Origin of the sequence: Massilia sp. METH4, from assembly GCF_037094685.1 — a bacterium.
Lineage (GTDB): Bacteria > Pseudomonadota > Gammaproteobacteria > Burkholderiales > Burkholderiaceae_D > Rugamonas.
This window is the reverse complement of record NZ_CP146614.1, coordinates 3,122,944-3,135,876: the sequence shown is the minus strand read 5'-3', so window position 1 is coordinate 3,135,876 and position 12,933 is coordinate 3,122,944. Positions and strand designations below refer to the sequence as shown.

Here is a 12,933-nt window from a genome sequence, read left to right as displayed (position 1 = left end):
CCCAACGAAAGCGGCGCCTCGTGCGCCGCTTTTTTTGTTGCGTATCTGGTACGGGGACTGTCCCCGATTTTTTACAACACCCGCTGTTGTAAAAATTCGGGGACTGTCCCCAAAGTTTATGTTGTTTATTCGCCCTTCAGGCGGCGCTGGCGCACGGCGTCGGCGAGTTGTTCCAGCACTTTTTCGCTCGTTTCCCAGTCGATGCAGCCGTCGGTGACCGATTGGCCGTAGGTCAGTTCCTTGCCCGGCACCAGGTCCTGGCGGCCGGCGACGAGGTGGGATTCGACCATCACGCCGACGATGCGCGTGTCGCCGCCGGCGACCTGGCCGGCGATGTCGGCGCAGACGGGCACCTGGTTTTCCGGTTTCTTCGAACTGTTCGCGTGCGAGGCGTCGATCATCAGCCGGGCGGCCAGGCCGTGGCCGGCGATCGCCTTGGCGGCTTCCTCGACGCTGGCGGCGTCGTAGTTCGGCGTCTTGCCGCCGCGCAGGATGATGTGGCAATCCTCATTGCCGCTGGTGGACACGATCGCTGAGTGGCCGCCCTTGGTCACGGAGAGGAAGTGGTGCGGCTGCGAAGCGGCCTTGATGGCCTCCACGGCGATCTTGGTGTTGCCGTCGGTACCGTTCTTGAAGCCCACCGGGCACGACAGGCCGGAAGCCAGCTCGCGGTGCACCTGCGATTCCGTGGTGCGGGCGCCGATCGCGCCCCAGGCGATCAGGTCGGCGATGTACTGCGGGCTGATCACATCGAGGAATTCGGTGCCGGCCGGCAGGCCCAGTTCGTTGATGTCGCGCAGCAGTTCGCGCGCCATGCGCAGGCCGTCGTTGATGCGGAAGCTGTTGTCCATGTACGGGTCGTTGATCATGCCCTTCCAGCCCACCGTGGTGCGCGGCTTCTCGAAGTACACGCGCATCACGATTTCCAGGTCCGCGCTCAGGCGCTCGCGCACCTTGATGAGGCGCCGCGCATACTCCATCGCCGCCTTCGGATCGTGGATCGAGCAAGGGCCGATCACGACCATCAGACGGTCGTCCTGGCCGTGCAGGATGCGATGCAGCGCCACGCGCGCCTCGGACGCCGTGGCGGAAGCAGCTTCGGTGCAGGGGAATTCGCGGATCAGGTGCGAGGGGGGCGTCAGTTCCTTCATCTCGCGGATGCGCAGGTCGTCGGTGCGTTGCATGGTGCTCTCCTGGAAAAATGCGGCTTGGACAATGTCTTGGCAAAAGTGCAGGTAAAAAAAAACCGCCATCACTGGCGGTCTTTTTGTATCTGCTGGACTCGTTCGCTGTTGCTTTCGCTTACGTGCACCGGCCTGTACTCAACCGCCTGGAGGCAGGGAGCCAAAAGTAAAAAAAGCCGGTAAAGAAAACGAAGCGGTGCATGGAACCAATCCCTATGTGTTGAGTTCACTATATCAACAAGATCTGAGGTTTGGCAAGACATTGTTTGGGAGCTGGCGTGGCTGCACGCCCTCCTTGCCCAGCGGGCCGCAGCCGGGATGGAACGGTTCGAAACATTGCGATGTGTGTCGCGGCAGGCCTACCGGTCACGTCCGGAATGGTGAAATCGTCGCGATACCGGTTTAAAGATGACACCTGCGATGAAGAGACGAATATTGCCGCTAAGTATCAACGATGCAGCGCTTTCGCAACGCTACAGCGCCTAAGTATCATTATTTAAGCAGAATTTAAGTATTCTTCCCGGCGTTTCTCTTTATCTCAACAGGCGGAGCCGAGATTACCCTCAAGAAATGGCAATATACCTCAAATGTGTACCCACCCTGCCGAAAGGCAGATTGGAAGGCGCGAACGGCAGAGTTACACCGATCGCCAAGGCATACGCTCAAGATAACCAAGATCTACCAACTTCTTACATAGTAATTCCATCCTCTTCCAATTCACCATCGAGCACGCCTAAGCTCGAATATATCCATCATTTTCCCAAGAGTATCGCCAATTCCAAGACGGATATATCTCCCTGGCACTAAAGGGCGTGCCTTGTTGCGCACATGAGACATTACAGTTTCGCAAATTCTTTAACTCCTATATAACTTTCCTCTCTCACGAAAACATTGGACACCTTTTCCGGAGATATAACGATGAAACCAATGAAAATACGCGCTGTTCCGGGCGTACTGCGACGGGCCTTCCCCATCGCGGCACCGCTCTTGATGACGGTGCTGTCGGCCCACGCGCAAACCACCACCACGACTCCCCAGACCGGCGCGCAACCCATCCAGCGCGTCGAAATTACCGGTTCGAACATCCGTCGCGCGCAAGCCGAAACGGCTTCCCCGGTGCAAACCGTGAACCGCGCCGATATTGAAAAGTCCGGCAAGACCACCGTGGCCGAACTGCTGCAGACGCTGGCGGTCGACAACCAGGGTTCCGTGCCGACCACGTTCGGCAACGGGTTCGCTTCCGGCGCTTCCGGCATCTCGCTGCGCGGCCTTGGCGCCGCTTCGACGCTGGTGCTGCTGAACGGCCGCCGCATCGCGCCGTACGGCTTGGCCGACGATGGCCAGAAAGTGTTCGCCGACCTGAACATCATTCCCGCCGAAGCCGTCGAGCGCGTCGAGATCCTGAAGGATGGTGCGTCCGCGATCTACGGTTCGGACGCCATCGCCGGCGTGGTCAACGTCATCCTGCGCAAGGATTACGTGGGCACCAGCGTGCGCGTGTCGCAGGGCCTGTCGAACGAGAGCGACGGCGGCGATACCCGCCTGTCCGTCACGCACGGCGTGGGCGACCTGGAAACGGACCGCTACAACTTCCTGTTCTCGGCCGAATACGGCAAGAAGCGCGAAATCTGGAACCGCGACCGTGCCGGCCGTGGCGCCGTCGGCCGTGGCGACCTGCGCGACTTCGGTTTCTCGGCACAGGAATTACTCGGTGGAACGGGTGCGATCGTCAATGCTGGACAGGCCGGCAGCTCGATCATCGGTAACGTTCTCGATCCGACGCCGCCCACGCTCGATCCGGCAACAGGCGAACCCATCCCATCGACAGTCGGCCGTTACTGGAGCCGCGACAGCACCGATCCGAACAATCGCTTCGCACGTACCTTCCCTGGCGCACGCTGCGCGAACCTGACGAACTATCCGCAAGGCGACCCGTTGGGCGGCTGCCTGACGGACGCCACCCAGCAGTACAACCAGATCCAGCCGCGCCAGGAAACGCTGAACCTGTTCGGACGCGGCACCTTCCAGCTGAACAACGACTGGCAGGCTTACGTCGAGCTGAACGGCTACCACAGCGATTCGGAATCATGGACGACCCCATCGGGCGTCAGCGCCAGCGTGGGCTATCCCGGCGGCCCGGTCAACAATGCAACGGTGTCGCTGGGCGCCACGCACCCCGACAATCCGTACAACGCTGCCGCGCGGGTGCGTTACCTGGCATGGGACGTGGGTCCACGCACCAGCGCTATCGAAACGAACTTCGTACGCGCAGTGGCCGGCCTGAAGGGCCAGGCGGCAGGCTGGGACATCGATACCGCCGTGCTGTTCTCGCAGAGCAAGACGAAACGCGACCAGAACGGCTACCTGCAACGCGACGTGGCCTTCGCCCTGCTGAACCCGACTGCAGCCAACGTTGCGGCCGCGCGGGCCGGCAGCGCCGCTTATGCCGCCCTGCCAGCCGGGACTTACTGGCGCATCGGCGAAAACGCGCCGTTGAACTCGCAAGCACTGTACGACGCCCTGTCGCCAACGATTTCCAACGACGCCACCACCAGCATCGCCGTGGCCGACTTCAAGGCTTCGCGCGAATTAGGCCAATTGCCGGGTGGCGCGCTGGGCCTGGCCGTGGGCGCGGAATTCCGCCACGATGAAACCGAACTGGAACCGACGCAAGGCACCGAACGCGGCAACATCATCGGCCTGGGCTACTCGGCCTATGAAGGTCAGCGCAACTCGGCGGCGCTGTATGCCGAAATGCTGGCACCCGTGCACCGCACGTTGGAATTGTCCGCCGCGCTGCGCTACGACCACTTCAACGACGTAGGCAACTCGTACACGCCGAAGGCGGGCTTCAAGTGGACGCCGGTGCGCAGCTTCGCCCTGCGCGGCACGTTCGCCCGCGGTTTCCGCGCACCGAGCGCCGCCGAGAACGGTCGCGGCGGCTTGGCGGCTTACTCCACGTCGGACGATCCGGTCCGTTGCGCCCTGGGTGTCGAGGTTGCGTGCTCGTCCACTTCAGTGGCCGTGATTACGTCGCCAAACCCCAACCTGTCACCGGAACGGTCGAAGAGCTACTCGCTGGGCTTCGTGTGGGATCCGCTGCCCCGCACCAGCATCTCGCTCGACGCCTGGCAGATCAAGCGCAAGAACGAGATCAACCAGGAAACGACCGAAGCGGCGATTGCTGCGGGCAATGTGGTGCGTGACCCAGGTTCCGCAGTGTCGCCGAACGATCCAGGCCAGATCCTGGCCGTGCTGACCAACTACATCAACTCCGCGTCGACCAAGGTCAACGGTGTCGACCTGGATGCACGGACGACGTTCCAGATGGGCGACGCTGGTTCGCTGACGGCCGATATCAAGTGGACGCACCTGTTCAAGTTCGAGCGCACCGATGCGGAAGGAGCCACCGTCGACTTCGCCGGCACCCATGGCAACTGCGACGTGACGAATTGCATCGGCACGCCGGATGATCGCATCAACCTCGGCCTGACGTGGGACCGCGGTCCACTGCGCCTTTCTGGCGTGGTGAACCATCGCGGCAAGTTCGACAACACGGAGTACAAGGATGCCGGCGAGTGCGCATTCGCCTTTGCCGATCATTCCGACGCACCGCGTGGTTGCAAGATCAGCTCGTTCACGACGCTGGACCTGACCGCCCGCTACCGCTTCACGAACAAGGCCGAACTGTTCGCCACGATCCAGAACGTGTTCGACAAGGAACCGCCGCTGGATCCGCTGACCTACGGCGCGGCTGGCTACAACCCGCTGGACTACGCCGGCGCGCTGGGCCGTTACTTCCAGGTGGGCATGCGCTACACGTTCTAAGCGACATCCCTGCAACAAAAATGGGCCTCCGGGCCCATTTTTGTTGTGATGTCGCCGGCCCTCGGCGCACCCGGCAGGGCACCGGCAAGCCAGCGACTCCCCTTAGAGGTATATTCCACATAGACGAGTATCAGCGTGCCGGGGCAAAGCGTCGGATGATCGCCTTCGTCGTTGGTGCGCTGCCCTGCCGTTGCGGCTGCAGCGACGCAAGGTACCATTCCGGCCGCTCGTTTTCCTTGCCATTGAGCGCAGACACGTAATCGACGATCGACTGCGCATCGGCCGATTCAACCACGACCTCGCCGACTTCTCCCGATTGGGCATAGCTGAAGGACAGCAGGGCAACACCCGGCATATCCGCGCCCTCCAGCGTGGCAAAGACGCGATGCCATGGATAAGCCAGTGTGTCCGAGATAGCCTGCAGTCTTGCACGCTCGGCCGCTTGCTCGGGTGTTTCGCGGTCGGCAGCTTCCTGTTCCTGCTGCAAGCGCAGGACGCGTTTTTCTTCCTCGGCCAGGGCCGCAATCTTCGAGTCCAGCGCTTCGCGCTCGACCGTATACTGGGCGAACAGCACCAAGGCGGCCAGCGACGTGACAATGCCGGGCACCCATCGCCACCGCGACGGTCGTTGCGGCACGAATTCCAGTGTCAGCCGCACGCCGCGCTCTCCTTGTCAAACATCAGGTCGCGAAAGTCGGCATGACGCGCGTGCCGCAGATAATCGCCAGGTGCCAGCAAGCGGTCCATCAGGCCATCCAGGATCCATGGAACCGCGCGATACGCGAGGATTAGCAGCTCACCCGCGGCGGCACTGTCCTGATTCAGGGTAAGACGCTGCACTGCGCGCTGCAAGGCTCCCGGCTGTCCATCGTGCGGCAAGGATGCGGCAGCCACGATCTCACCGCCCTCAAACGTGAAACAGTTCAATGCGTCCCTTTCGATTGCGAGTAGGGTTCGCTGCCCAGTGCCCGCGAGTGCCTTCTCCGTCAAATTCGCCAGCACCGCGCCGAACGGGCGCACCGACACCAGCTGCAGTTTGTTGGCAAGCGCAAAAGCTTCTGCCGCAGCGACGGCGTCGGCCCTCACGGCAGCGGCCACCAGCTTTCCGCGGCGGCGGTCATGGTCGCAGGTAAATCGCCAGCGGGCCGCGTCGAGGCCAAGCTCGTGCGCCAGCTTCGCGCGGCCGACCGCGTCGATGTCCGCTGCCTTCACGCCGTCCGGCAAGTCGAAGACGCCGAACCGGCACAAGCCGGCTCCGGCATAGACATGAAGAGGCGCCGCGCGCCAGCGCCCGCGGGGTACCGCGCACGGTGCCTGCAAGCTGCCGCTGCCGGGCAGCCAATCCCAGGCTGCCAGGTCGACTGTCTCGTGCCGCAACGGAGCGCCCGAGCGAACGCGAAGCATTGCCTCGGTTCCCGACAGGTAAAGATGCAAGGATTCATTCATGTGCGATCACCCGGTCGATTTCCTCCAGCGTAGTGGTACCCGCCGCCACCAGTTCGAGCGCGCGCACCGCAAGCGGCGTGACGCCGAGGGAGTGGGCGTGGGCCTTGATCTCGCGCACGTCCGCCCGGCGCAGTGCCATCGCGCGCAACGCGTCGTCGAACGGCAGGACCTCGGCGATCGCGTGCCGGCCCTTGTAGCCGGTACCCCGGCATTGGTCGCAACCCGTGCCTTGCGCCGGTGTGGCCACCGTTTCCGTCAATCCCGCCGCGGCGAGCCGCTCGCGCAACGCCTCGCTGATATCGGCCGGGGCGCTGCATGCCGCGCAGTTGCGTCGGATGAGCCGCTGCGCCACGACGCCGTTCAGCGCGGCCATCAGGCTGTACATGTCCAGCTGCATGTGCGCGAAGCGGCTGATCACGTCGTAGACGCTGTTGGCGTGCACGGTCGTGAACACGAGATGCCCCGTCAATGCCGCCTGCACGGCAATCTCCGCGGTTTCACTGTCGCGGATCTCGCCAACTAAAATCTTGTCCGGATCATGGCGCAGTATCGAGCGCAAGCCCTGCGAGAACGTCAGGCCCTTCTTCTCATTGACGGGAATTTGCAGCACGCCAGGCAGCTCGTACTCGACGGGGTCTTCGATAGTGATGATCTTTTCCTGCACCGAGCGGATTTCCGCGAGCGCGGCATACAGCGTGGTGGTCTTGCCGCTGCCAGTCGGGCCTGTAACGAGCAACATGCCATGGGGCCGGCGGGCGAGTTTCCTGATGCGCTCACGCGCGTCGACATCGATGCCGAGGCTGACCAGCGAAATCTCTTCGGCATTGCCGCGCAACTGCCCCTTGTCGAGCAGCCTGACTACGGCGTCTTCGCCAAAGATGCTCGGCATGATCGAGACGCGGAAGTCCAGCTCGCGGTCGCCCAGCGTCACGCGGAAGCGGCCATCCTGCGGAACACGGCGTTCCGCGATATCGAGCTGGGCGAGCACCTTGATGCGCGAAATGACTTCCTCGGCACGCACACGGTCCGCCAGTTCGACAGTCGGCACCAGCACACCGTCGAGCCGCAACTTGACGTGCACGCCCTGCCGGTCGCATTCGAAGTGGATGTCGCTCGCGCCGGAGCGCCAGGCGTCATAGATGGCCGCATCGACGAAGCGCACCACGCTGCTGGCGCTGCGCTCGATCGTTTCGATGCTGATCACGTTCGTGATCGCATGCGAGCCCTGCCCCTCCTGGGCGCCTCCCGACCGCAGGTCGGTGGATGCCTTGACGCGGCGCTGCGCACCGTCGAGCACAGCGAGAATGGCTTCGCGGTCGGCCCAGGCAACCGTAGGGTAAGCTCCGATACGGTCACCGAGCCAGCCGAGCAGCCGGTCATTCCACGGATCGGCGGCGGCGAAGCATGGTCTTCCGTCGATCCGCAGCGGCAGCACCCCGCGGGTGCTGCAATCGGTGAAGCCAAGCAGGGAGAAATCGGTGGTTGCCTCTTCCAGAGCTCCCAAGGTCATGAATGGAACACCTAGCTGCGCTTCGGCGATGCCTGCCAGGGAATCGACGGAGCAACCCGCGGCGAGCGCAACCTGCCTGGCCAGCGACTCCTGGCCCCCTTCCCGCCTTGCCTTGCGCAGCAGTTCACTCAAATCGATCGTCATAAGCCTCCAGCCAAATCGAATACGGGCATGTACATCAGGATGATCAGCGCGCCGATCAGCAAGCCGACCAGCATCAGGATCACCGGTTCCGCGACCCGGGTCGCCCGTTCGATAAACAATGTGAAATCGTTGCGATACGTTTGCGCGATCATGCCCAGCACGTGGGACAGGTTGCCAGACCGTTCGCCCACTTGCAGCAAGCGCAGCGTCACCGTGTCGGTCAGGCCGCAATCGTCGAACGCCTTGCTGAGGCGCTGCCCCTCGGCCAGCCTGGTACGCGCCCGGTCCATCTGCGCGCGTAACGCATCATCGAGGGCGAGATTCTGGGCCAGCGGCATCGCATCGTTCAGCGTGAAGCCGCCTCGCAACAGCATCGCCATCGTCTGATACAGGCGGGCCAGCTGGTACAGCCGGACATGATGCCGGATGATGCGCACCCTGATCAATAGTCCCAGCACCCTGGTCTGCAAGGAACCGCGCAGGTAGCCGCGCACCAGCAGCGCCGCCCCCACGGCCAGACCGAGCGCCACGGCGCCCAGGTGAGCATCGAAGAACCGTGCGACACCGATCAAGAGCTGGGTCGATAGGCTGATCGAATCGGAAAAATCCTCGTACACGCGGGCGAAGCGCGGGACCACGTACGCCAGCATGAAGAGACACACGAGCATGCCGAATGCAATCACCAGCACGGGATAGATCGCCGCGGTCACGAGCTTGCGGTTCAGGTCCCGCGTGACCCGCTCATAGGCGATGTACTCATCCAGTGCCGCCTCCAGGCCGCTGCTGCGCTCACTGGCCCGGATCGATGCCACGAGCAGGGGCGAGAATGGATGCCGGCACAGCTGCAAGGCGGACGACAAGGCCTTTCCTTCGGCCAGCAAACCTCGCAAGTCGCCCAATACCGCGCGCTTGTAGCCGGGTCCCTCCTTGTCGTGCAATGTTTCGATCGCCTCCACGAGCGACATGCCGGATACCAGCAGGGTGCGCAGCTCGTCGCAGAACAGCACGGCATCGATTGTCTGCCTGCGCGCACGCAGCCCCGTCCAGCGCGCGCGCACGGGAAGGACGTCGAGCACGACGTTCCCCTGCGCTTCCAGCGCGGCACGCACCGCATCGGCATGTTCGCCTTCCGCCGCGACGGTCGTGACCGTGCCCGATGCCGCATCGAAGGTCCGCACGGTAAAGTGCAGGCGTTCGTTCGCTGTCATGGCGTTTCCTTCCGCGGGACGTATATGAATTTCCAGTCCATGTATCGCTGGCCGGCAACCGTGGCGCCACCGGGCAGCACTTGGGCAGCCTTTCGCAGCGGCTCCAGTTCACTTTTGCTGTACACCCCCATGATGCCGCCATCAGGGGCCTGCACGGTGGCGAAGGCCTGCCGCGTCACCGGGTCCCGGTACAGCTGTCGCAGGTGCCGCGTCGCCTCGACGAAGCGCCGGTCGTCCACCAGCTCGTCCAGCTTGGCCGGATACTTGCGCTCGGCGCCGGGCGAGCGCAGGTAGTATTGCTCGATCGCGCGCGCATAGGCATCACCGACGAGCAGCAACTCCCGTTCGCGATCGCGCCGCGACACGCTGCTCCAAGTTTCTCCCAACGCGGCCAGGCCGATACCGAAGATGGCCAACGCCGCCAGCACCATCACATAGGTGAAGCCGCCCGAACGGGCATTACCAGCTGGCATAGTCGGTCCCATCCCGCCCCTTCCCGGGGGCGCCGCTGCGCACGTCGAATACCTTGCCCATCTCCTTGCGGGCGGGTGGCACCACGACCCAGGTATCGTCCTTGTCAGTGATGGGGTCGACGGGAACGCGGCGCAGGTAGCGGCGCTCGGCAAGCTCTTGCAGCGATTCCGGGTACCGGTCATGGTCGCCGAAATACTTGTCGACGGCATCGCGCATCTGCAGCAGGTCTTGCCGAAGCACCGTTTCCTTCGCCTTGTCGACGTGGCCGAAGTAGCGCGGCACCGTCAGCGACAGCAACAGGCCGATCAGCGCCATCACGACCAGCAGTTCGATCAGCGTGAATCCACGCGTCTGCCTTACCATTGGCTGTACGGCACGCCATTCATGCCGACCTCGCTCGAAGTGGAGTGCACGTCATAGACATCCGCCCCCGGCTGCGGCCTGTCGGGCGGCGATGCATAGCTGCGCAAGCCCCAGCTCCGCTCCGCCGCGACATCCTGCGGCGCGAACGGATCGCGCGGCACCCTGCGCAGGAAATAGATACGGCCGGCGCCCGGCTTGCCGGTGTTCTCGACACCATCGACCAGCACCGCAAGAGCGGGCGGATAACCGCTTGGCGTGACGGTTCCGATCAAGCCCCGATCGTGGGCGTTCTTGTATCCGTCGATGGCCTGGCGGATTTCCCAGAGCGCGGCCTTCAGCTCGCGCTCCTTGCCACGCTTTGCGCTCAGCTCGACGAGCGGCATGGCGGCGGCCGCGAGAATGCCCAGCAGCGCCATGACCACGAGCATCTCGACAAGCGTGTAACCGCCGGCTGGCGCGCGCCGCACTTATCTCACCTTTACGGTCAAGGGTTGCGGCAACGGCAGCGAGGGGAGCTCGGCGCCGTCGACCTTCGCGGAATCGAGGCTGACGTGGGCCTCGCCGGGTGCAAGGGCCTTGAACCGGAACCGGGCGACGGCGCCGCCGCCCGCCACGCCGTCCGCGCTGTTACGCATCACTGCGATCGCTGCGAGGCCCTGCTGCTGGTCGAGCGTTTTCGTCTGGCTCAAGCCGCCGTTCTGTGCGAAGAAGTCTCCGGCTTCGGCTTCTTCAACTTGCAGCAGCTGCGCGGGAAAGCGCAACTGAAGCGGCATGCCGCGCACCTGCAGCTGCGAGTCGATCGCCACCTGCACCTCGAATGTCGCGCCGACCGCGACCTCGGCCGGCCCGTTGAGCGACAGGTTCACGGGGCCCGCGCCCGCGCTTGCCGCGGCGGGACTCGCCTCGACCGAGGGTTCGATACCAGCCGCAGGCGTGACCGGCGGTGCCGTGGACGCCGCCGTCTCCTGCTTGCGCGGTGCCACCGCGGCCAGCGGTCGGCTGCGGACCTCGTTTTCCGTTCCCGACCAGAGCTCCGTCTGGTTCAAGTCTGGACGGCGCACATTACGCACGATCCGTGGCGTGACGGACAGTACGATCTCCGTGCGCTGGCCGTCGTCGCGCTGGGAAGCGAACAGACGCCCTACCATCGGCAAGTCGCCCAAGCCAGGGACGCGGTTCGCACTCATGCGCTCCTCATTGCTGATCAAGCCGGCGAGAAGCTGCGTTTCCCCGTCTCGCAGACGCAGTACCGTGTTCGCGCTGCGTGTGCCAATCTGATACACCAGCGAACCGCTGGCGGTCTTGATTTCCCGAACCAGCGAACTGACTTCGAGCGCCACCTTGATCGCCACCTCGTCGTCCAGGTGAATATTCGGTTCGACATCGAGCTTCAGGCCCACGTCCACGTACTGGACGGATTCCGAGATAAACCCGCTGTTCGTGGCATTGCCCGTGGTTGTGATGACCGGCAGCTTATCGCCAATCATGATCTTCGCCTTTTCCCTGTTGCGGGCGCGAATCCTGGGGTTGGCAAGGATGTTGACGTCGCCGACATCGCGGTGCAGGTTCAAGGTCACGTCCGGCAAGCCGATACCGATCGAATTGCTGTTCAAACTGCCCACGTTACCGAGCGTGAAGCCTTTGCTGCCCGTCGGCGGAATCGGCGTCAGCGTGAAGCCGTCCGGATATTTGATGCCGAGCTCCGTCAGGCTGGAGCGCTTCACCTCGAGCACTTCCACTTCCATCAGCACTTCCGATTCGGGCAGGTCGTGCAAGGCGATCATGCGTTCGGCCAGCCGCACCGTCTGCGCGCTTTCCCTGATCATGACCATGTTCAGCTTCTCGTCGACGAACGGCTCGCGCACCTTCAGCATCGATTTTAGAAGGCTCGCCGTCTGCTTTACGTCGGCATTGGTCAGGTAGAAGGCGCGCACCACCAGGTCTTGGTACTCCTTCAGCTTATCCGGAGTACGCGGATAGATCATGACGGTCGTGGCGTCGATGACCTTGTATCCAAGCTGGTTCGTGGACGTCAGCAATTCAAGCACGTCGGGCAGGCGGCTCTGCTGGAGAAACACGGTGGTCTGGATATCGGAGCGGACATCCTTGTCGATGACGAAGTTCACACCGCAATTGCGCGTGATGACTTCCAGCACCGTGCGCAGGTTGGCGTTCCTGAAGTCGAGGGAGATCGGCCTCGTCTCCGAAAGCTGGACCGCTTCCGCTTCAGCCTGCTTGGCGTCCAGTTCCAGCCGGCGCTGAAGCGCAAGCAATTCCGCGTTGCGCGGCTCATCCTTCAAGGCGTTCTCGATGACGATCGACGCGCGCTCGACGAAGCCGTTACCAATCAGCTCGCGCGCGCGGGACAGCGCCACGCGCTGCCGGGCGTCCCGCTCGATGTCCAGCAATATCGCGCGGGCCCGCTCGGCGTTCGGCTTGATTTGCAGCGCCCGCCGCGCCCGCTCTTCCGCCCCACGGGAATCCCCGGCGGTGCGCGCGGCATTGGCCTCGGTCAGCAGACGCGAGACAGCGGCGTCTTCCGCACTGACAAGCCCGGATTTCAAGGTGACGTTTTCGGGATAGCGCGCCAGCCCTTCCCTGTAAAGCTTCAGCGCCTGCTCGTATTCGCCGGCGCGGAATGCTACCTGCGCATCCTCCCGGATCGCTTGCGCGCCGCAGCCGGCCAGCACGACTGGCAGCAATAGTGCCGCGACGGCGCGACGGCATTCTTTCATGTAACGCAAAGACTGGCTCCCTCGATTTACCGCTTACTCAT

General features: G+C 63.5%; 10 protein-coding genes. 1 reads left to right on the top strand and 9 read right to left on the bottom strand.

From position 1 onward, the window contains the following. Positions 1–125: 125 nt before the first annotated feature. Positions 126–1,184 carry a 3-deoxy-7-phosphoheptulonate synthase AroG gene (gene aroG, locus V6Z91_RS13810; RefSeq protein WP_338771200.1) on the bottom strand — a complete coding sequence of 353 codons (1,059 nt, stop codon included), beginning with the start codon at positions 1,182–1,184 and terminating at the stop codon, positions 126–128. Between the two features lie 918 nt (positions 1,185–2,102). Here aroG and V6Z91_RS13805 point away from each other — a divergent pair. Beyond that, positions 2,103–5,012, top strand: coding sequence for a TonB-dependent receptor (locus V6Z91_RS13805; RefSeq protein WP_338771198.1), 2,910 nt, complete (start codon positions 2,103–2,105; stop codon positions 5,010–5,012). Between the two features lie 130 nt (positions 5,013–5,142). Here V6Z91_RS13805 and V6Z91_RS13800 read toward each other — a convergent pair whose 3' ends face one another. From V6Z91_RS13800 to V6Z91_RS13765, 8 genes are read right to left on the bottom strand one after another with little or no spacing between them, the layout of a single operon-like run. After that, positions 5,143–5,670: a hypothetical protein gene (locus V6Z91_RS13800; RefSeq protein ID WP_338771196.1), complete on the bottom strand. Its 528-nt coding sequence runs from the start codon at positions 5,668–5,670 to the stop codon at positions 5,143–5,145. Further along, on the bottom strand, positions 5,661–6,458 hold the full coding sequence (locus tag V6Z91_RS13795) for a hypothetical protein (protein WP_338771195.1): 798 nt from the start codon (positions 6,456–6,458) through the stop codon (positions 5,661–5,663). Before V6Z91_RS13795 ends, V6Z91_RS13800 begins: the two co-directional genes overlap by 10 nt. Continuing rightward, positions 6,451–8,112 (bottom strand): GspE/PulE family protein, encoded by a 1,662-nt coding sequence (locus tag V6Z91_RS13790; RefSeq protein ID WP_338771193.1) that lies wholly within the window; start codon positions 8,110–8,112, stop codon positions 6,451–6,453. The genes V6Z91_RS13795 and V6Z91_RS13790 overlap by 8 nt, the downstream gene beginning before the upstream one ends. After that, entirely contained in the window at positions 8,109–9,320 is a 1,212-nt protein-coding gene (locus V6Z91_RS13785) for a type II secretion system F family protein (RefSeq protein ID WP_338771191.1), read from the bottom strand. The genes V6Z91_RS13790 and V6Z91_RS13785 overlap by 4 nt, the downstream gene beginning before the upstream one ends. After that, positions 9,317–9,805, bottom strand: a complete 489-nt coding sequence (locus V6Z91_RS13780) for a type II secretion system protein (protein ID WP_338771189.1) — start codon at positions 9,803–9,805, stop codon at positions 9,317–9,319. Before V6Z91_RS13780 ends, V6Z91_RS13785 begins: the two co-directional genes overlap by 4 nt. After that, positions 9,780–10,157, bottom strand: a complete 378-nt coding sequence (locus V6Z91_RS13775; protein WP_338771186.1) for a prepilin-type N-terminal cleavage/methylation domain-containing protein — start codon at positions 10,155–10,157, stop codon at positions 9,780–9,782. Before V6Z91_RS13775 ends, V6Z91_RS13780 begins: the two co-directional genes overlap by 26 nt. Next, positions 10,151–10,624 carry a type II secretion system protein gene (locus V6Z91_RS13770; RefSeq protein WP_338771185.1) on the bottom strand — a complete coding sequence of 158 codons (474 nt, stop codon included), beginning with the start codon at positions 10,622–10,624 and terminating at the stop codon, positions 10,151–10,153. The genes V6Z91_RS13775 and V6Z91_RS13770 overlap by 7 nt, the downstream gene beginning before the upstream one ends. Further along, on the bottom strand, positions 10,625–12,892 hold the full coding sequence (locus tag V6Z91_RS13765; RefSeq protein ID WP_338771837.1) for a cohesin domain-containing protein: 2,268 nt from the start codon (positions 12,890–12,892) through the stop codon (positions 10,625–10,627). Positions 12,893–12,933 lie beyond the last annotated feature (41 nt).